At 70.7% G+C, this 20304-nt stretch carries 16 protein-coding genes; 5 read left to right on the top strand and 11 right to left on the bottom strand.

Going from position 1 to position 20304, the window contains the following annotated elements; genetic code table 11:
- The first annotated feature begins 1 nt into the window (after position 1).
- From DFJ66_RS26305 to DFJ66_RS26290, 4 genes are all read left to right on the top strand, one after another.
- Positions 2-442, top strand: coding sequence for an Lrp/AsnC family transcriptional regulator (locus DFJ66_RS26305; RefSeq protein ID WP_121224781.1), 441 nt, complete (start codon positions 2-4; stop codon positions 440-442).
- A 24-nt stretch (positions 443-466) separates the two neighbouring features.
- Positions 467-1231, top strand: coding sequence for an enoyl-CoA hydratase (locus tag DFJ66_RS26300; RefSeq protein WP_121224779.1), 765 nt, complete (start codon positions 467-469; stop codon positions 1229-1231).
- A 229-nt stretch (positions 1232-1460) separates the two neighbouring features.
- Complete coding sequence (locus tag DFJ66_RS26295) at positions 1461-3344, top strand: 2-oxoacid:acceptor oxidoreductase subunit alpha (RefSeq protein ID WP_121224778.1); 1884 nt, start codon at positions 1461-1463, stop codon at positions 3342-3344.
- Entirely contained in the window at positions 3341-4393 is a 1053-nt protein-coding gene (locus DFJ66_RS26290) for a 2-oxoacid:ferredoxin oxidoreductase subunit beta (RefSeq protein WP_121224776.1), read from the top strand. The genes DFJ66_RS26295 and DFJ66_RS26290 overlap by 4 nt, the downstream gene beginning before the upstream one ends.
- 92 nt (positions 4394-4485) lie before the next feature.
- Here DFJ66_RS26290 and DFJ66_RS26285 read toward each other — a convergent pair whose 3' ends face one another.
- Complete coding sequence (locus DFJ66_RS26285) at positions 4486-6387, bottom strand: sunset domain-containing protein (protein WP_121224774.1); 1902 nt, start codon at positions 6385-6387, stop codon at positions 4486-4488.
- Between the two features lie 191 nt (positions 6388-6578).
- Here DFJ66_RS26285 and rarD point away from each other — a divergent pair, with 191 nt between their 5' ends.
- On the top strand, positions 6579-7514 hold the full coding sequence (gene rarD, locus DFJ66_RS26280; protein ID WP_281276642.1) for an EamA family transporter RarD: 936 nt from the start codon (positions 6579-6581) through the stop codon (positions 7512-7514).
- Between the two features lies 1 nt (position 7515).
- Here rarD and DFJ66_RS26275 read toward each other — a convergent pair whose 3' ends face one another.
- From DFJ66_RS26275 to nuoF, 10 genes are read right to left on the bottom strand one after another with little or no spacing between them, the layout of a single operon-like run.
- Positions 7516-8517 (bottom strand): polyprenyl synthetase family protein, encoded by a 1002-nt coding sequence (locus DFJ66_RS26275; RefSeq protein WP_121224770.1) that lies wholly within the window; start codon positions 8515-8517, stop codon positions 7516-7518.
- A 19-nt stretch (positions 8518-8536) separates the two neighbouring features.
- Positions 8537-10099, bottom strand: a complete 1563-nt coding sequence (gene nuoN / locus DFJ66_RS26270) for an NADH-quinone oxidoreductase subunit NuoN (RefSeq protein ID WP_211351332.1) — start codon at positions 10097-10099, stop codon at positions 8537-8539.
- A 4-nt stretch (positions 10100-10103) separates the two neighbouring features.
- The gene (locus DFJ66_RS26265; RefSeq protein WP_121224766.1) at positions 10104-11666 is read right to left on the bottom strand and encodes an NADH-quinone oxidoreductase subunit M; all 1563 of its coding nucleotides are present in this window, start codon (positions 11664-11666) and stop codon (positions 10104-10106) included.
- On the bottom strand, positions 11663-13594 hold the full coding sequence (gene nuoL, locus DFJ66_RS26260) for an NADH-quinone oxidoreductase subunit L (RefSeq protein WP_211351331.1): 1932 nt from the start codon (positions 13592-13594) through the stop codon (positions 11663-11665). Before nuoL ends, DFJ66_RS26265 begins: the two co-directional genes overlap by 4 nt.
- A 10-nt stretch (positions 13595-13604) precedes the next feature.
- Positions 13605-13904, bottom strand: a complete 300-nt coding sequence (gene nuoK, locus DFJ66_RS26255; protein WP_121224764.1) for an NADH-quinone oxidoreductase subunit NuoK — start codon at positions 13902-13904, stop codon at positions 13605-13607.
- A complete protein-coding gene (locus DFJ66_RS26250) occupies positions 13901-14731 on the bottom strand; it encodes an NADH-quinone oxidoreductase subunit J (protein ID WP_121224762.1) in 831 nt (276 codons plus the stop codon). The genes nuoK and DFJ66_RS26250 overlap by 4 nt, the downstream gene beginning before the upstream one ends.
- The gene (gene nuoI, locus DFJ66_RS26245) at positions 14728-15270 is read right to left on the bottom strand and encodes an NADH-quinone oxidoreductase subunit NuoI (protein WP_121224760.1); all 543 of its coding nucleotides are present in this window, start codon (positions 15268-15270) and stop codon (positions 14728-14730) included. The genes DFJ66_RS26250 and nuoI overlap by 4 nt, the downstream gene beginning before the upstream one ends.
- On the bottom strand, positions 15257-16576 hold the full coding sequence (nuoH, locus tag DFJ66_RS26240; protein ID WP_121224758.1) for an NADH-quinone oxidoreductase subunit NuoH: 1320 nt from the start codon (positions 16574-16576) through the stop codon (positions 15257-15259). Before nuoH ends, nuoI begins: the two co-directional genes overlap by 14 nt.
- Entirely contained in the window at positions 16573-19023 is a 2451-nt protein-coding gene (locus DFJ66_RS26235; protein WP_121224756.1) for an NADH-quinone oxidoreductase subunit G, read from the bottom strand. The genes nuoH and DFJ66_RS26235 overlap by 4 nt, the downstream gene beginning before the upstream one ends.
- Positions 19020-20300 carry an NADH-quinone oxidoreductase subunit NuoF gene (nuoF, locus tag DFJ66_RS26230; protein WP_121224754.1) on the bottom strand — a complete coding sequence of 427 codons (1281 nt, stop codon included), beginning with the start codon at positions 20298-20300 and terminating at the stop codon, positions 19020-19022. Before nuoF ends, DFJ66_RS26235 begins: the two co-directional genes overlap by 4 nt.
- Between the last annotated feature and the right edge of the window lie 4 nt (positions 20301-20304).

Genomic DNA, 20304 nt, shown 5'->3' with positions numbered 1-20304 from the left:
TGTGGACTCGATCGACCAGCGGATCATTTCGTGCCTGATGGCCAACGCCCGCTCCAGCTACGCGGACATCGGCAAGGAGGTCGGCCTGTCGGCTCCGGCCGTGAAGCGGCGGGTCGACCGGCTCCTGGACACGGGTGTGCTGCGCGGCTTCACCGCCGTCGTGGACCCCGAGCAGCTCGGCTGGGGCACGGAGGCGTTCGTCGAGGTGCACTGCCGGGGCAACGTCACCCCGGGCGACATCCAGGCCCGGCTGGAGCCGATGGCCGAGGTCATGGCCGCCTACACGGTGTCCGGCGCGGCGGACGCGATCGTGCACCTGCGGGCGGCGAACATCCACCACCTGGAGACCGCGCTGGAACGCCTCCGGGCCGTGGAGATCATCGACCGGACGGTCTCCACCGTCGTGCTCTCCCGGCTGCTGGACCGGCCGCCGGCCCCCTAGCGCCCAGCCCCCTAGAGTGCCGCCATGCCAGACAAGCCAGAGGTGTTGCTGGAGCGCGTGGACGGTGTGGCGGTCATCACCGTGCACGACCCGGATCGGCGCAACGCGTTGACGCTCGACCTGTCCGAGCAGCTGCGAGAAGCCGTCAAGAGCGCCGAGGAAGACGCTCACGCCGTCGTGGTGACGGGTGCTCCCCCGGCGTTCTGCGCGGGCGCCGACCTCACCGCGCTGGGCGAGGCCCGGGAGGAGGGGCTGCGGCGGATCTACGCCGGGTTCCTCGCGGTCGCGGACTGCTCGTTGCCGACGATCGCCGCCGTGGGCGGTGCGGCGGTGGGCGCGGGGCTGAACCTGGCGCTGGCGTGTGACGTTCGGCTCGCCGGCCCGAAGGCGCGGTTCGACGCCCGGTTCCTCCAGCTCGGCATCCACCCGGGCGGCGGGATGACGTGGATGCTCCAGCGGCTCGCCGGGCCCCAGACCGCGACCGCCATGACCCTGTTCGGGCAGGTCCTGGACGCGGACGCGGCCGTGCGGCACGGGGTGGCCTGGGGCAAGGTGGACGGCGGTCACGAGGACCTGGTCGCGGCGGCCGTCGCGCTGGCCCGGCCGGCGGCCGAAGCTCCGCGCGAGCTCGTCCGAACCATCAAGGCCACGATGCGCCGGACGGCCGCGATGGTCGAGCACAGTGATGCCGTGGACACCGAGATCGTGCCCCAGGTGGCGTCCATCGAGACGCCGGAGTTCGCCGCCAAGCTGGCCGCGATGAAGGCCCGCATCAGCGGGCACCCGTAAGTGTGGACAGACCCCGGAGGTACCTGTAACTTTCGGTAACAGTTACTTGTCGGTATACGGGAAAGTGCGGTGATTACCGCCGGGTTGCCCGGCGGTGCACCACTTGGGACGGATCGTCCCGCACAGTGGTACGGCGGAAACCGGCCCGTGCACGGGCACGACTACCCTCGAAGGAGGGGGAGGGGCGACTTCGCCCCTGCGGGCGTGAAGAGAGGGATCGGCGTAGGACATGACTACCGACGTTGGTAACGGCGCCGCGCCAGGTGGCACCGAGATCCGCAAACTGGACCGCGTGGTCATCCGGTTCGCCGGCGACTCCGGTGACGGTATGCAGCTCACGGGTGACCGGTTCACCTCCGAGGCCGCCGCGTTCGGCAACGACCTCGCGACGCTGCCGAACTTCCCGGCGGAGATCCGGGCGCCCCAGGGCACGCTCCCGGGCGTCTCCAGCTTCCAACTGCACTTCGCCGACTACGACATCCTCACGCCCGGCGACCGCCCCGACGTCCTGGTCGCCATGAACCCGGCCGCCCTCAAGGCCAACATCGGCGACCTGCCCCGCGGCGGCACGCTGATCGTCAACACCGACGAGTTCACCAAGCGCAACCTGGTCAAGGTCGGCTACGACAGCAACCCCCTGGAGGACAACTCCCTGGAGGGCTACCAGGTCCACAAGGTGGCGATGGCGACCCTGACCATCGGCGCGCTGGAGAACACCGGGCTGGGCAAGAAGGACGCCGAGCGGGCGAAGAACATGTTCGCCCTGGGCCTGCTGTCCTGGATGTACCACCGGCCCACCGAGGGCACCGAGCGGTTCCTGCGCGAGAAGTTCGCCAAGAAACCCGACATCGCCGAGGCCAACGTGCTGGCGTTCCGGGCGGGCTGGAACTACGGCGAGACCACCGAGAGCTTCGCGGTCACCTACGAGGTCGCCCCGGCCAAGCTCAACCAGGGCACCTACCGGCAGATCACCGGCAACACCGCCCTGGCCTACGGCGTCGTCGCCGCCGGCCAGCAGGCGAAGCTGCCGGTCGTGCTGGGCACCTACCCCATCACCCCGGCCTCGGACATCCTCCACGAGCTGTCCAAGCACAAGAACTTCGGCATCACCACGCTCCAGGCCGAGGACGAGATCGCCGGCATCGGCGCGGCCCTGGGCGCCTCCTACGGCGGCGCGCTGGGCATCACGTCCACGTCCGGCCCGGGTGTGGCGCTGAAGTCCGAGACCATCGGCCTGGCGGTGATGACCGAGCTGCCGCTGGTGATCATCGACGTGCAGCGCGGCGGCCCGTCGACCGGTCTGCCGACCAAGACCGAGCAGGCCGACCTGCTGCAGGCGATGTTCGGCCGCAACGGCGAGTCGCCGGTGCCGATCGTGGCGCCCCAGTCCCCCGCCGACTGCTTCGACGCCGCCCTGGACGCGGTCCGGATCGCGCTGAAGTACCGCACGCCGGTGCTGCTGCTGTCCGACGGCGCCATCGCCAACGGCTCCGAGCCGTGGCTGATCCCGGACGTCGCCGACCTGCCGGACCTGTCGGTCGAGTTCGCCACCGCGCCCAACGGCCCGGACGGCGAGTTCTGGCCGTACCTGCGCGACCCGGAGACGCTGGCCCGCCCGTGGGCCGTGCCCGGCACGCCGGGCCTCCAGCACCGCATCGGCGGTCTGGAGAAGTCCGACGGCACCGGCAACATCTCCTACGACCCGGCCAACCACGACAAGATGGTGCGGCTGCGGCAGCAGAAGGTGGACGGCATCGAGGTCCCCGACGTGGTCGTGGACGACCCGTCCGGCGAGGCTCGGGTGCTGGTCGTCGGCTGGGGCTCGTCCTACGGCCCGATCGGCGCGGCGGCCCGCCGGGTGCGCAAGCTGGGGATGCCGGTCGCGCACGCCCACCTGCGCCACCTCAACCCGTTCCCGAAGAACCTCGGTGAGGTGCTCGCGCGCTACGACAAGGTCGTGGTGCCGGAGATGAACCTCGGCCAGCTCGCGCTGCTGCTGCGCGCCAAGTACCTGGTCGACGCGATCAGCTACACCAAGGTGCAGGGCCTGCCGTTCAAGGCGGAGGAGTTGCAGGACGTCCTCGCCGACGTGATCAAGGGAGTGTCCGAATGACGGCGATCGACCTGGGTCTGCCGGGTTTGGGGGGTCTCGACGGGGTTCCGACGTCGGACGAGCCGCAGAAGGCCAAGGACTACAAGTCGGACCAGGAGGTCCGCTGGTGCCCCGGCTGCGGCGACTACGTCGTGCTCAACGCCGTGCAGTCCTTCCTGCCCACGCTGGGCCTCAAGCGCGAGAACATCGTGTTCGTCTCCGGGATCGGCTGCTCGTCGCGGTTCCCGTACTACATGAACACCTACGGCATGCACTCCATCCACGGCCGCGCGCCCGCGATCGCGACCGGCCTGGCCGTGGCGCGGCCGGACCTGTCGGTGTGGGTGGTGACCGGTGACGGCGACGCGCTGTCCATCGGCGGCAACCACCTGATCCACACGCTGCGCCGGAACGTGAACCTCAAGATCCTGCTGTTCAACAACCGGATCTACGGCCTGACCAAGGGCCAGTACTCGCCCACCTCCGAGGAGGGCAAGGTCACCAAGTCCACGCCGTACGGGTCGCTGGACCACCCGTTCAACCCGGTGTCGCTGGCGCTGGGCGCGGAGGCGTCGTTCGTGGGCCGGGCCGTGGACTCCGACCGGGTCGGGCTGACCGAGGTGCTGCGGCAGGCCGCCGAGCACCGCGGGTCGGCGCTGGTGGAGATCTACCAGAACTGCCCGATCTTCAACGACGGCGCGTTCGACGTGCTCAAGGACGCCGACGAGGCCTCCCGGCGGATCATCAACGTGGTCGACGGGCAGCCGATCGTGTTCGGCGGCGGCGAGTACGCGGTCGTGCGGGACGGGTTCGGGCTGACCGTGGCCAAGACCGCCGACGTGGACGAGTCCGACATCGTCGTGCACGACGCCTCGGACCTGAACCTGTCGTTCGCGCTGTCCCGCCTGTCCACGCAGGACCTGCAGCACACCGTGACCGGCGTGTTCCGCAACGTCGCCCGCACCACCTACGACGACGCGGCCCGCGCGCAGGTCGCGGAGGCCCGCGCCGCCAAGGCCCCCGACCTCGCGGCGCTGCTGCGCGGCAAGGACACCTGGACCGTCGTGTAGGTGACTTCCAGCCCACGGAAGGGCCCCTGCTCCGCCTCCCGGAGCAGGGGCCCTTCTCGCGTTCCCTCCCCGGGGACGTCTCGGGCGCGCGTCTAGGGCGCGGGCCGGAAGCCCGCCTTTTCGGCGTCGGAGATGGTGCGGAACCAGACGTCCGCCCGGGTTTCGCTGAAGTTGGCTGAATCCGAGGTGAAGTAGCGGCGGCCGGTCAGGGTGGCCTTCACCTGGAAGTCCGGGGCCGGGGCCTTCCCGTCGGACTTCGGCAGCACCGAACCCGGACCGAACGGCGAGCGCGGGTTGAAGCCCTCCGGCTGCTGGTAGCGGGTGGTGGTGTTCGCCGGACGGCCGCCGGTGCTCGGGCTGAAGCCGACCGGGCGCGGCCGGACCGGGCGGGCCGGGGGCGGCGGGGTGATCGGCTGCGGTGCCGGGGTCGGCGGCGGGGGTGGCGTGGTGCGCGAGCCGGCCGGGCGGACCGGGCGTTGCGGCAGGCCGCCGTTGTTCTTGGCCTCCAGCAGTTCCGGGGCGAGCTTGGGCACGAACGGCTGGTCGTTGCCGGGGGCGGCGGGCCTGGGCTTCGGCGGGGCCGGGGGCTCGTCCTGGATCTCGTCGTCGGGGGTCAGGACCGGCTCGAAGAGGGAGCGCGGGCGTGCCGGCTCGGCCTGCGGTGCCGGTTGCGGCTGCTGGGGCTCGGATGCCGGTTCGGGCTCGGTCTGGGCAACCGGCTCGGGCTGGAACGTGGGCTCGGGCTGGAAGGTTGGTTCCGGCTGGAAGGTCGGTTCCGGCTGGAAGGTCGGTTCCGGCTGGAAGGTCGGCACGAAGGGCTGCTCGGCGGCCGGTTCGGGCCTGGCGTGCGCCGCCGGTTCGGGTGTGGGCTCCGGCTGCGGCTCGGGGGCCGCCGGGGGCTCCTCGGCAACGGGGGCCGGAGTGTGGGCGGCGATGGCGTGGGCGTCCAGGACCGTCGTGGACTCGGTGGTGGACTCCGCGGCGGGCAGGTCCGGCTCCTGGGTCGGCAGTTCCGCGCGGATCACCGGGTACTCGCCGGTCAGGTCGCGGTCGGGCCACAGCTGCTGCGGCTCGTCGCGGCGGGCGGGTTCCTCGGAGAAGGAGGCGGGTGCCTCGGAGGCCGGTTCCTGCGGGGCGGGTTCCGCCGCGGCGCTGTCCTCGGTGCGGGCGTCGACCTCGGCGATCGCCTGGGCCAGTGCCGTCGCCGGGATGAGGGTGGTCTGCTCGGCGGGCCGCTCGGGCTCGTCCTCCTGCTCGGGACCCTCGGCCGGGTCCTCGTCCTCGCCGTAGACGACCTGCTCCGGCTCCTCCCGCCACACCTCGCGCGGCTGGAAGGCCTCGACCTCCGGCGGGGCGGTCGGCTCGGGCTCGCGTGGCACCGCCACCTCGGCGACGGGCTGCGCGGGCGGCAGGAGGTGGGCTTCCTCGGCGGGCAGCTCCTCCGGCTCGTCGGAGGGGGTGGCGGCACCGTACGCCGCGGGGGCGGAGGCCGCGAAGGGAGTCGGAGCGGCAGGCTGACCGGAAGCAGGAGCGGGAGCGGCGGGGCCGCCGGCAGCCGAGGTCTGGTCCGTGCCGGGGGTCAGGCGCTCGAACAGGCTGCGCGGGCGGTCGTCCTCGTACTCCGGGAAGTCGTGCTGCTCCTCGAAGTCCGACAGCGGGCGGTGCTCGTCGTCCAACTCCTCCAGCAGCCGGTCACGCTCGTCGAGCTTCAGGTTCGCCACGTCGTAGCGCGGCGGGTCGTCGTCCCGCAGCAGGTCGTCGACCGGGGAGGACGACCGGTGCCAGTCGTCGAACTCGTCCCGCGCCGGCTCGGCGGGACGCGGTGCGGGGGCGACGACGGGGGCCACCGGACGCGGGGCCGCGCCCAGCAGGCGCTCCTCCACCTCCTGCAACTCCTTCTTCGCGGGCCGGACCAGGACCAGCCAGGTCAGCGCGACGCCTGCCACGAACGACAGCAGGCTCCACAGCCACACCTGTCCGAAGAGCGAACTCACGCCCCAACCCTCCCACCGCACAACCCTGACATCCCCGACACGCTCCGCTGCCGAGCCTTCACCCGGTAGTGGAAGCGGTTGCAAAACTACCCTGACCACGGGGTCCGGCGCGTCCGACCACGCGGCCCTGCGCCCATAGTGGAACAGTAGGCCGTTCGGAGCAACTGACCAGCCAAAACGGCTCGCGTAGAGTGGTCCGTGTGCCGCCGTTGACGAACTCCACCGCTACTTCGGCAGATGTTCACCAGAGCAACAAGGGTATCGCTTTCGGAGCCGGCGCCTACGTCATCTGGGGCATGTTCCCGGCCTTCTGGCCGCTGCTCGCACCCGCCGGGTCGACGGAGATCCTGGCGCACCGGATCGCCTGGTCGCTGGCGTTCATGGTGCTGGTCACGGCGGTGCTGGGCCGGTGGTCGGGGCTGCGGAGGCTGTCCCGGCGCGGCTGGCTGATGGTGGCCGCCGCGTCCGCGCTGATCGCGGCGAACTGGGGCGTCTACATCTACGCGGTCAACACCGGCCACGTCGTCGAGGCGGCCCTGGGCTACTTCATCAACCCGCTGGTCAGCGTGGTCCTCGGGGTGCTGGTGCTGCGGGAACGGCTGCGCGGCCTCCAGTACGCGGCGCTGGCCATCGCGGTGGCGGCCGTGGTGGTGCTGGCGGTGGACTACGGCCGGCTGCCGTGGATCTCGCTGGTCCTGGCGTGCTCGTTCGGGCTCTACGGGCTGATCAAGAAGACCGTGCCGCTGGACGCCACCTCCAGCCTGACCGCGGAGAGCATGGTGCTCGGCCCGGTCGCCATCGGCTACCTGGTGTGGTTGGGCGGCGCGGGCACCTTCCTCGACCACGGCTTCGGGCACGCCGCCCTGCTCGCGTCCACGGGCCTGGTCACCGCGGTGCCGCTGATGCTGTTCGGCGCGGGCGCCCGCCGGGTGCCGCTGACCACGATGGGCATGCTCCAGTACCTCGCGCCGATCCTGCAGTTCGCGTGGGGCGTGTTCGTGGCGCACGAGCCGATGCCCGCGTCCCGCTGGTTCGGTTTCGCGATGGTGTGGGCGGCGCTCGCGGTGTTCACGCTGGACGCGCTCCGCTCGCGCCGCCGGTCCCGGCTGCTCGCCCCGATCGAATAGCTCAGTGCGTGCGGGTGACCACGTACTCGCTGACCGACTCGAGCGCGTCCCGCGCCACACCCGCCGGCAGGTCCTTCAGCGTCGCCCGAGCCCGGTTCGCGTAATCGTCCAGCGTGGCCCGCGCCCGAGCCAACCCCGAGGACGCCCGCAGCAGCTCCAAGGCCTCCTCGACCTCGGCGTCGTCGGTCAGCGGCTGGGCCAGCAGCGACGCCAGGCGGGACTCCGGCTCGTCGGCCAGCGCGTACAGCATGGGCAGCGTCTTCACGCCCTCGCGCAGGTCCGTGCCGGGCGTCTTGCCCGACTCCGAGGACGGCGACGCGATGTCGATGACGTCGTCGGAGATCTGGAACGCCGCCCCGATGATCTCCCCGTACGTGCGCAGCGCCTCGACCTGCGCCGGGGTGACGTCGGAGAACATCGCGCCGTACCGGGCGGCCGTGGCGATCAGCGACCCGGTCTTCTCCGCGATGGTGGTCAGGTAGTGCGCGATCGGGTTCTCGCCCTCGCGCGGCCCCATGGTCTCCCGCATCTGGCCGGTGACCAGCTCGGAGAAGGTCTCCGCGATGATCCGCGCGGCCCGCGTGCCCAGGTCCGCGACCAGCGCCGACGCGTGCGCGAACAGGTAGTCGCCGGTGAGGATGGCGATCGAGTTGTCCCACTTCGCGTTGGCCGAGGCCGCGCCGCGGCGCATGGTGGCCTCGTCCATCACGTCGTCGTGGTACAGGGTGGCCAGGTGGGTCAGCTCCACCACGGCCGCCGCCTTGATGACGGCCTCCCGGTCCCACGTCGACCCGAACTGGGCGGACAGGATGGTGAACAGCGGGCGGATGCGCTTCCCGCCCGCGTCCACCAAGTGGAGCGACGTCTCCATCACCGGGTGGAACTCGCTCTGCACGACCTTGCGCAGCAGCTCTTCCACCTCGGTGAGCCCCGCCTGAACCACCTCCGCGAGCACGGGGTCCGCAAAACGGAACCCCGTCCCCGCCCGCTCGCTACTGGTCACGCCTGAAGCCTACGTACCACTAGAAGATGAACCCGCCGGCACCCGCCCATTCGAGCGCGTACCGGGGGTACACGCCCAGCACCAGCGTGATCGCCACCCCCAGCGTGATGGCGATGGTGGTCATCGAACCGGGCACGCTGACGGTCGGGCCGTCGGCCGCCGGCTCGCTGAAGTACATCAGCACGATGACCCGCAGGTAGAAGAACGCGGCCACCGCCGAGGCGATCAGCGCGACCACGACCAGCGGTGCCATACCGCTCTCCAGCGCCGCCGCGAACACCACGAACTTGCCGATGAAACCGCTGGTCAGCGGGATGCCGGCCAGGGCGAGCAGCAGGAACGTGAAGACCGCCGCGGTCACCGGGGACCGCTTGGCCAGGCCCGCCCACTGGGACAGGTGGGTGGCCTCGCCGTCGGCGTTGCGCACCAGCGACACCACGCCGAACGCGGCGATGGTCGTGAAGCCGTAGGCCATCAGGTAGAACATCGTGCCCGACAGGCCCTGCTGCGAGAGCGAGATCGACCCGACCAGCAGGAAGCCCGCGTGCGCCACCGACGAGTAGGCGATCATGCGCTTGACGTCGGTCTGGGTGAGGCCGAGCACCGCGCCGATCACCATCGAGGCGATGGCCACGCCCCACAGGACGCCGTTCCACTCCCAGCTCGACCGCTCGAAGGCCACGAACAGCACCCGCAGGATTCCGCCGAACGCCGCGACCTTCGTGCACGCCGCCATGAACGCGGTGACCGGCGTCGGCGCGCCCTGGTACACGTCCGGGGTCCACGCGTGGAACGGGCCGACCGAGGCCTTGAACAGCAGGCCCACCACCAGCAGGCCGAAGCCCGCGTACAGCAGCGTGTCGGACCGGTCGGTGCCGGAGGTGGCGGCGGCGATGTCGGCGAGCTTCACCGAGCCCGCGTAGCCGTAGAGCAGGGCCACGCCGTACAGGAAGAACGCCGAGGCGAACGCGCCGAGCAGGAAGTACTTCACCGCGGCCTCCTGCGAGAGCAGGCGGCGACGGCGGGCCAGGCCGCACATCAGGTACAGCGGCAGGGACAGCACTTCCAGCGCGATGAACATCGTCAGCAGGTCGTTCGCCGCGACGAACACCATCATGCCGCCGAGCGCGAACAGCGTCAGCGGGAACACCTCGGTCTGCATGCCGAGCCGGTTGGCCTGCGCGCGGTCCTGCTTCGTGCCGGGCAGGACGGAGGCCTCGGCGACGAACGCGCCGCCGGGCTCCACCGAGCGGTCGGCGATGAGCAGCACCGCGCCGAGCCCGAGGACGAGCAGGGTGGCCCACAGGAAGATCACCGGCTTGTCGACGGCGACCGTGCCGGCGAGGGTCACCAGGCCCTGCGGCAGGGCGTCTTTGGCGTGGACGATGAGCGCGATGCCCGCCGCGACCAGCGTGAGCAGGGTCAGGACGACCTGGCTGCTCCACCGCTGGGCCTTCGGCAGGAACGCCTCCACCAGCACGCTCAGGCAGGCCGCGCCGAGCACGATGAGGATCGGCGCGACCGCCAGGTAGTCGATCTCGGGGGCCTGGAGCCGCTGGGCCTGGGCGAGGAGGTCCGTCACCACGTCACTTGCCTTCCTGCGCGACCGGGTCGGTCACGCCGACCTCGCTGAGCGTCGCCCCGACGGACGGGGTGATCACGTCCAACACCGGCTGCGGGTAGAACCCGAGCACCAGGATCAGCGCGACCAGCGGCGCGAGCACCGCCAGTTCCCGCTTGTTCAGGTCCGGCACGTGCGCCCGCTCGGGGTCGAGCGCCGCGCCCGGTCCGCCGACCGCGTCCACCAGGGCCGTGCCGCGCACCGGTCCCTGGAACACCCGCTGGTAGAGCCAGAGGACGTACAGGGCGGCGAGCACCATGCCGATGGCGGCCAGGATGGTGAACACCGGCTGGTTCGGGTAGGACCCGATGAGCACCAGGAACTCGCTGACGAACGAGTTGGTGCCCGGCAGCGCCAGCGACGAGAGACCCGCCACGAAGAACAGGCCGCCCAGCACCGGCGTCAGCTTGGCCATGCCGCCGTAGTCCTGGATCAGGCGCGACCCGCCGCGGGCCATCACCATGCCCACGACCAGGAACAACATGCCGGTCGAGATGCCGTGGTTGACCATGTAGAGCACCGCGCCCGCGCCCGCCTGCGAGCTGAACGCGAAGATGCCCAGCGCGATGAAGCCGAAGTGCGCGATGGACGTGTAGGCGACGAACCGCTTCATGTCGGTCTGGCCGACCGCCAGCAGCGAGCCGTAGAGGATGCCCGCGACGGCGAGCACCAGCACCAGCGGCGCGAGCTCCTTGCTGGCCAGCGGGAACAGCGGCAGGCAGTAGCGCAGGAACCCGAACGTGCCGATCTTGTCCAGGATGCCGACCAGCAGCACACCCGCCCCGACCGGGGCTTCGGCACCGGCGTCGGGCAGCCACGTGTGCAGCGGCACCAGCGGCGCCTTGATCGCGAAGGCGATGAAGAAGCCCAGGAACAGCCAGATCTGCGTGGACAGCGGCAGGTCCTTGGTGACCGTGACCAGGGTGGCCCAGTCGAACGTGCCCGAGCCGAGCTTGTCGGCGGCGGCCACGTACACGCCGATCACCGAGGCCAGCATGACCAGGCCGCCCAGCAGCGAGTACAGGAAGAACTTCATCGCCGCGTACTGCCGGTTCGGCCCGCCGAAGCGGCCGATCAGGAAGTACATCGGGACCAGCACGGCCTCGAAGAACACGTAGAACAGGAACACGTCGGTGGCGGCGAAGACACCGACCATGCCGGTCTCCATGACCAGCAGCAGGGCGAAGAACCCGCCCGCGCTGCGGCCCTCGGGCAGCTTGTCCGCCCAGGACCCGCCGATGACCACCGGCACCAGGAAGGCGATCAGGGCGATCATCACCAGGGCGATGCCGTCCACGCCGAAGGACAGGTGGATGCCGAACGCCGGGATCCACTCGGCCGAGCTGGTCAGCTGGAGGCGGTCGCCGGACGGGTCGAAGGCGACCCAGGCGAGCACCGCCACCACCAGTTCGGCCAGCGCGAAGGCGAGCGCCACGAGCTTCGCGGTCCGGTCGTTGCCCCGCAGGAAGGCCACCACGACGCTGCCCGCCAGGGGCAGCAGGAGCAGCGCGATCAGCGTCCAGCTCACGAGAACCTCACCATCAGCAGCGCGCCCAGGACGAAGATCGCACCCAGGAGCATGGAGAGCGCGTACGAGCGCACGAACCCGGTCTGCAAGCGGCGCAGCCGGCCCGAGCTACCGCCCAGCAGCGCGGCCGAGCCGTTGACCAGCCCGTCCACGCCCTTGTTGTCGACGAACACCAGCGCGCGGGTCAGCCAGGTGCCCGGTCGCGCGAACAGCGCCTCGTTGAGCGCGTTGCCGTACAGGTCGTTGCGCGCGGCGCGGACCACGAACGACACCCGCTCGGGCCGCTCGACCGGCTGCGCGCTGCGGCCGAAGAACAGCCACGCGACCAGCACGCCCAGCGCGGACAGGCCCAGCACGAGGAAGTTCACGACGTTGTGGTCGAGCACGCCGTGCTGCTCCTGCAGCTCGCCCAGCGACGGGGCCAGCCAGTTCGCCAGGTTGTCGCCGGAGGCGAAGAACGCGCCCGCGCCGACCGAGCCGACCGCCAGCAGGATCATCGGGACCGTCATCGTCAGACCCGACTCGTGCGGGTGGTACTCGCGGCCGTCCTCGCTCTTGAGGTCCTGCCAGCGGGCCTTGCCCAGGAACACCAGGAACAGCAGGCGGGTCATGTAGAACGCGGTGATGCCCGCGCCCAGCGCCGCCGCGCCGCCGAACACCCAGCCGCGCCAGCCGTGCTCGCTGAACGCCGCCGCGATGATGGCGTCCTTGGAGAAGTAGCCGGACAGGAACGGGAAGCCGATCAGCGCGAGGTAGCCCAGCGTCCAGGTGACGAACGTGATGGGCATCTTGCGCCAGAGGCCGCCCATGCGGCGGATGTTGCCCTCGTCGTTCATGCCGTGCATGACCGAACCGGCGCCGAGGAACAGGCCGGCCTTGAAGAAGCCGTGCGTGAGCAGGTGCATGATGCCCAGCGCGTAGCCGACCGGGCCGAGGCCCACGGCGAGGATCATGTAGCCGATCTGGCTGACCGTCGAGTACGCCAGGACCTTCTTGAAGTCGTCGTAGGCGCAGCCGATGACGCACCCGAGCAGCAACGTGACCGCGCCGATGATCATCACGACCAGGCGGCCGTCGGCGGAGGCGTTGTAGATCGGGTTCGAGCGGGCGATCAGGTAGACGCCCGCGGTGACCATCGTGGCCGCGTGGATCAGCGCCGACACCGGGGTCGGGCCGGCCATGGCGTCCGGGAGCCACGCCTGGAGCGGGAACTGGCCGGACTTGCCGCACGCGCCCAGGAGCAGCAGCAGCGTCACCGCGGTGACCTCGGCCGCCGACAGCTCGCCGACCCGGGCGAACACCTCGGTGTACTGGGTGGTGCCCAGCTCCTTGAACAGGATGAAGATGCCGATCGCGAGACCCAGGTCGCCGACCCGGTTCATCAGGAACGCCTTCTTCGCGGCGCTGGCCGCCTCCGGCTTGTACTGGTACCAGCCGATCAGCAGGTAGGAGGCCAGACCCACGCCCTCCCAGCCGAAGTACAGGGTCACGAAACCGTTGCCCAGCACCAGCAGCAGCATGGCCGCGACGAACAGGTTCAGGTAGGCGAAGAACTTCCGCCGCCCGGCCTCGTGCGCCATGTAGCCGATCGAGTAGATGTGGATCAGCGACCCGACACCCGTGATCAGCAGGACGAACGTCAGCGACAGCGGGTCGAGCCGGAGGCCGAACTCGACGTTCAGCGCGTTCACCGGGATCCAGTCGAACAGGTGCAGCTCGCTGGTCCGCTCGCCGGTCTGCCCGATGGTGTCGAAGAACAGCGCCACGCCGTACGCGAACGACGCGATCACGGTCGCGCAGCCCAGCAGGTGGCCCCACTTGTCGGTGCGCCGGCCGCCCAACAGCAGCACGGTCGCGCCGAACGCGGGCAGCGCGAGCAACAACCAGGCGAGACTGCCGATCCCGCTGGCGGCAACAGGTTCCGTCACCGTCGACCTCTCAGTACTTCAGCAGGTTGGAGTCGTCGACCGAGGCCGAGCGACGCGTCTTGAAGATCGCCATGATGATCGTCAGGCCGACCACGACCTCCGCCGCGGCCACGACCATCACGAAGAACGCCATCACCTGGCCGCCCAGCCCGCCGTTGATGCGGGCGAACGTGACCAGGCTGAGGTTCACGGCGTTGAGCATCAGCTCGACGCACATGAACACGACGATGGCGTTGCGCCGCACCAGCACGCCCACCGCGCCGAGGCTGAACAGCAGGGCGGACAGCAGCAGGTAGTAGGTGGGGGTCACGACCGGTCTCCCTTGAGCGCGTGCGCGTCGGGCTGGTGCGCCGTGCCGGTGACCTCGGCGACGTCGTCCTCCAGCCGTTCCTTCGCCGTCGTCTCGATGAGCTCCGACAGCGACTCCTTGGCCACCGAGCCGTCGGGCAGCAGCGCCGGGGTGGCCACCGAGTTGGCCGTGGCGAACACGCCGGGGCCGGGCAGCGAGCCGACCCGGTCGCCGCGGAAGCGCTCCTCGACCAGTTCCTTCTGCGTCTTCTTCGCCTCCTTGGACTTGGAGGTGAAGGCGAGCACCATCGCGCCGACCGCCGCCGTGATCAGCAGGGCGGAGGTCAGTTCGAACGGGAACAGGAAGTCGGTGAACAGCAACTGCCCGATGTTGGCGACGTTGCCGCCGTTCTGGGTGTTCTGCTGGGCCAGGCCGATCGCGTCCACGTCGGTGAGCGCGCGGGCCAGGGAGCCGACCACGAGGCCGGCGAACCCGATGCCGAGCACGGCCGCCGCGAGCCGCTGCCCGCGCAGCACCTCCACGACCGAGTCCGAGCTGTCCCGGCCGACCAGCATCAGCACGAACAGGAACAGCATCATGATCGCGCCGGTGTAGACGATGATCTGCACGAAGCCCAGGAAGGGCGCCTGCTGGACCATGTAGAGCACGCCGAGGCTGAGCATGGTCAGCACGAGCCACAGCGCGGAGTGCACGGCGTTGCGGGCGAACAGCATGCCGAGCGCGCCGGCCAGGGCCAGCGGCCCGAGGATCCAGAACGCGACCGCCTCGCCGGTGGTGACGGTGTCCACCACGCGCTCGACGGTGTCCGGTTGGAGCAGGAGGTTCACTTGCCCTCCTGCTTCGCCGCGATCTCGGCCTCGGCGGCGAGCCGAGGCCCGTTGACGTAGTAGTCCTGCTCGTTCTCGCCCAGCCGCATCGGGTGCGGCGGCTGCTCCATGCCGGGCAGCAGCGGGGCGAGCAGGTCTTCCTTGGTGAAGATCAGCTTCTGCCGGTCGTCGTCGGCCAGCTCGTACTCGTTGGTCATGGTGAGCGAGCGGGTCGGGCACGCCTCGATGCACAGGCCGCAGCCGATGCAGCGCAGGTAGTTGATCTGGTAGTCCTTGCCGTAGCGCTCGCCGGGCGAGTAGCGCTCGTCCTCGGTGTTGTCGCCGCCCTCGACGAAGATCGCGTCCGCCGGGCACGCCCACGCGCACAGCTCGCAGCCGACGCACTTCTCCAGCCCGTCCGGGTGCCGGTTGAGCTGGTGGCGGCCGTGGAACCGCGGCGCGGTGACCTTCTTGACCTCGGGGTACTCCTCGGTGACGACCTTCTTGAACATCGTCCCGAAGGTCACGCCGAAGCCCTTGACGGGATCAAGCATCCCCATCGCCGGCCTCCTCCCTGGATGCGGTAACCGCTGCGGGTTCCTTGGTTTCGCCGGGCAGGTCCGCCACCGGCACCTGCCGCCTGCGCGGCGGCGACTTGGGCACTTGCAGGTCCAGCGGCGGGACCGGGAAGCCGCCGCCGGTGACCGGCACGGCGTTCGGGTCGCGCACCTCGCGCCGGTCCGGCAGCAGGAACGCCACCAGCAGCACCACGCCGAGGACCGCGCCGAACACGGCCAGCACGGTGGAGGTGCTCAGCGAGTCCGACTCGATCTCCTGGCGCACGTACCGGGCGAAGGCCACCGCCACGAACCACACCAGCGCGATCGGGACCAGGAACTTCCAGCCCAACCGCATGAACTGGTCGTAGCGCAGGCGGGGCAGGGTGCCGCGCAGCCAGATGAACAGGAACAGGAACGCGAGCGTCTTGAGCACGAACCACAGCAGGCCGAACCAGCCGGAGTTGAGCAGGTGGTCGTCGCCGACGAACGGGAACCGCCAGCCGCCCAGGAACAGGGTCGTGGCCAGCGCGGACACGGTCACCATGTTCACGTACTCGGCGAGGAAGAACAGCGCGAACTTCAGCGAGCTGTACTCGGTGTGGAAGCCGCCGACCAGCTCCGACTCGGCCTCGGGGAGGTCGAACGGCGCCCGGTTGGTCTCGCCGACCATCGACGTCACGTAGATCAGGAAGCTGACCGGCAGCAGGTAGAAGTACCAGCCGCCGGACTGCGAGTCGACGATGTCCGAGGTGGACAGCGAGTGCGAGTGCATGACGACCGCGACGATCGACAGGCCCATCGCGATCTCGTAGGAGATCACCTGCGCGGCCGACCGCAGGGCGCCCAGCAGCGGGTAGGGCGAGCCGGAGGCCCAGCCGGACAGCACGATGCCGTAGACGCCCAGCGAGGAGCAGGCCAGCACGACCAGCACGCCGACCGGCAGGTCCACCAGCTGCAGCGCGGTGCGCTCGCCGAAGATCGACACCTCGCCGCCCAGCGGGATCACCGAGAAGGCGACGAACGCGGGGATGCAGGAGATCACCGGGGCCAGGAAGAACACCCACTTGTCCGCCAGGACCGGGCGGATGTCCTCCTTGAACGCGAGCTTGAGGCCGTCGGCCAGCGACTGGAGCCAGCCGTTCGGGCCGACCCGGTTGGGACCGGGCCGCTGCTGCATCCGGGCGACGACCTTGCGCTCCCAGTTGATCATGAACAAGGTCATGACGACGAGGAACGCGAAGATCCCCACGACCTTGACGATGACCAGCCAGACCGGGTCGTCGGCGAGGAGTTCGGCGGTGCTCATTCCTTGCCTCCGCTGGTGACCGTGACAACCGACCCGTGGCCGGCGACGAGGGTGCGCCGCACGGTGGCCGCACCCGAGTTGCCCGGCAGCCACACGACGCCATCGGGCAGGTCGGCGGCCTCGACCGGCAGCGTCACCGCGCCGCGGTCGGTGGACACGGTGACCTCGCCGCCGAGCTCGACGCCCAGGCGGGCGGCCGTGGCCTCGGACAGCTTCGCCACCACCGGCCGGGCGGTGCCCGCCAGGTTCGGCTCGTCGTCCTGCAGCGAGCCGTTGTCCAGCAGCCGCCGCCAGGTGGCCAGCACGACCTGGCCGTCCTTGGGCTGCGGAAGCAGCGGCGCGGCCACGGTCGGGGCCTGGGCGGCGACGGTGCCGCGGCCCAGCCGCTCGAAGTCCGCGGCGGCCGACGCCGGGGTCTGGGTGAACAGGTCGGCGTCCATCTCGACGGCGAGGGTGTCCAGCACCCGGCCGTCGGGCAGCGCGCCGGTGCCCTCCAGGGTCAGGCCGAACGGGCGGTGCCTGCCCTCCCAGTTCACGTAGGAGCCGGACTTCTCCACCGCCGGGGCGATCGGGAGCACCACGTCGGCGTGCGCGGTGACCGCGCTGTGCCGCAGCTCCAGGCTCACCACGAACCCGACGAAGTCCAGCGCGCGCTCGGCCAGCGCCGGGTCGGGCAGGTCGAACGGGTCGACACCGCCGACGACCAGCGCGTCCAGGCCACCGCTCGCGGCGGCGGTCAGGATGCCGGTGGTGTCGCGGCCGGCCTTCTCCGGCAGGGTGCCGGCGTCCAGGCCCCACGCCTGCTCGACCTCGGCGCGCGCGGCGGCGTCGGACACCAGCCGGCCGCCGGGCAGCAGCGTCGGCAGCAGACCGGCCTCCAGCGCGCCCCGCTCGCCGGCGCGGCGCGGGATCCACGCGACCTTCGCGCCCGTGGTCTTCGCCAGGGCGGACACCGCGGAGAACAGGCCGGGGACCTCGGCGGCGCGCTCGCCGACCAGGATCACCGCACCGGGCTTGCCCAGCTCCTCCACCACGTCGGCGGCGTGCTCGGGCAGGGCGTTCAGCGCGGCGGGCTCGCCGCCGGGCACGCACGCCAGCAGCGTGCCGAACGTCTTCTCCACGGCGGGCGAGGTGAACTGGCCCAGGTGGAACACCTTCGTCTTCTTCGTGCGGGCCGCCTTGCGCAGCCGCAGGAAGACGATCGGGGCCTCCTCCTCGGGCTCGAACGCCACCAGCAGCGCGGCCGGCGCGGCCTCGATGCCCTTGAACGTGACGCCGCCGTTGTCCGGGGTGACGCCCAGGACGGTCGAGGTCAGGAACTCCAGCTCCTCGGCCGAGTGGGCGCGGGCGCGGAAGTCGACGTCGTTGGTGCGCAACGCGATCCGGGCGAACTTCGAGTACGCGTACGCGTCCTCCAGGGTCAGCCGGCCGCCGCCGAGCACGCCGACGCCCTTGCCGTCCCGCGCCTTCGCCAGACCCGCCGCCGCGACCTGCAACGCCTCGGTCCACGACGACTCGCGCAGCTCACCGGTGGCCTTGTCACGCACCAACGGCCGGGTGATCCGGTCGTCGGCGGTGGCGTAGCGGAACGCGAAGCGGCCCTTGTCGCAGATCCACTCCTCGTTGACCTCGGGGTCGTCGCCGGCCAGCTTGCGCTGCACCTTGCCGCGCCGCCAGTCGGTGCGCTCGGCGCAGCCCGACGAGCAGTGCTCGCACACGCTGGGCGTGGACACCAGGTCGAACGGCCGCGCCCGGAACCGGTAGGCGGCCGAGGTCAGCGCGCCGACCGGGCAGATCTGGATGGTGTTGCCGGAGAAGTAGGACTGGAACGGCTTCTCCTCCGCGACACCGATCTGCTGCTGCGCGCCGCGCTCCAGCAGCTCGATGAACGGGTCACCGGCGATCTGCGCGGAGAACCGCGTGCACCGCTGGCACAGCACGCACCGCTCGCGGTCCAGCAGCACCTGCGTGCTGATCGGGATCGGCTTGGGGAACGTGCGCTTGTGCTCGTGGAACCGGGAGTCCGACCGACCGTGCTTGAGCGCCTGGTTCTGCAACGGGCACTCGCCGCCCTTGTCGCAGATCGGGCAGTCCAGCGGGTGGTTGATCAGCAGCAGCTCCATCACGCCCTGCTGCGCCTTGTCCGCCACCGGCGAGGTGAGCTGCGTCTTGACCACCATGCCGTCGGCGACGGTCATCGTGCAGGACGCCTGCGGCTTCGGCATCGGCCGGCCGCCCATCTCCACCTCGACCAGGCACTGGCGGCACGCGCCGGCCGGCTCCAGCAGCGGGTGGTCGCAGAACCGGGGCACGACGATGCCCAGCCGCTCCGCGGTCCGGATCAGCAGCTCGCCCTTGGGCGCGACGACCTCCAGGCCGTCGATGACGAGCTTGACGTGACCCTCGGGCACGACCAGCTCGGTGGTCTTGTCAGGCGCGATCGTCATGCCGTTGCTCCTGCGAGAACCTTTGAGTTCTGGTCGCACAAGGCGAGGAACTCGTCCTTGAAGTACTTGATGCCACTGGTGATCGGGCTGACCGCGCCGTCACCGAGGGCGCAGAACGAACGGCCCAGGATGTTGTCGCAGACGTCCAGCAGCGTGTCGATGTCCCCGGCCGTGCCCTCGCCGCGCACCATGCGCTGGAGGATCTGGACGAGCCAGTAGGTGCCCTCGCGGCACGGCGTGCACTTGCCGCACGACTCGTGCTTGTAGAACTCGGTCCACTTCATGACCGCCCACGGCACCGAAACGGTCTCGTTGAAGATCTGCAACGCCGTGGTGCCCAGCATCGAGCCGGCCTCGGCCGCGCCCTCGAAGTCCAGCGGCACGTCGAGGTGCTCGGCGGTGAACAGCGGGGTGGACGAGCCGCCCGGCGTCCAGAACTTCAGCGGGATGCCGTCCTTCATGCCGCCCGCCATGTCCAGCAGTTGGCGCAGGGTCGTGCCCATCGGCGCCTCGTACTGGCCGGGGCGCTCGACGTGACCGGACAGCGAGTAGATCTTCGGGCCCGGGGACCGCTCGCGGCCCATCGTGCGGAACCAGTCCGCGCCGCCGTTGACGATGTACGGGACCGAGGCGATGGTCTCGACGTTGTTCACCACGGTCGGCGACGCGTAGAGGCCAGCGGTCGCGGGGAACGGCGGCTTGAGCCGCGGCTGGCCGCGCTTGCCCTCCAGCGAGTCCAGCAGCGCGGTCTCCTCGCCGCAGATGTAGGCGCCCGCGCCGGCGTGCACCACCACGTCGAGGTCGAAGCCCGAGCCGAGGATGTCCTTGCCCAGGTAGCCCGCCGCGTACGCCTCCTGCACGGCCGCGTTGAGCCGGCGGATGCAGTGCAGCACCTCGCCGCGCACGTAGATCGCGGCGAAGTTCGCGCGGATCGCGTACGAGGTGATGATGATGCCCTCGATGAGGGAGTGCGGGTCCGCCATCATCAGCGGGATGTCCTTGCAGGTGCCCGGCTCGCCCTCGTCGGCGTTGATGACGAGGTAGTGCGGCTTGCCGTCGCCCTGCGGGATGAAGCCCCACTTCATGCCGGTCGGGAAGCCCGCGCCGCCGCGCCCGCGCAGCCCGGAGTCCTTGCACTGCTGGATCAGCTGGTCCGGGTGGGCCTTGAGCGCCTTGCGCAGCGCCGTGTACCCCTCCAGCTGCTCGTAGGTCTTCAGCGTCCACGAGCGCGGCGACAGCCAGCGCTTGGTGAGGACCGGAGTCAGTTGGTCGACCACGTTC

Origin of the sequence: Saccharothrix variisporea (assembly GCF_003634995.1) — a bacterium.
Lineage (GTDB): Bacteria > Actinomycetota > Actinomycetes > Mycobacteriales > Pseudonocardiaceae > Actinosynnema > Actinosynnema variisporeum.
This window is presented reverse-complemented; position numbering and strand designations above follow the sequence as displayed.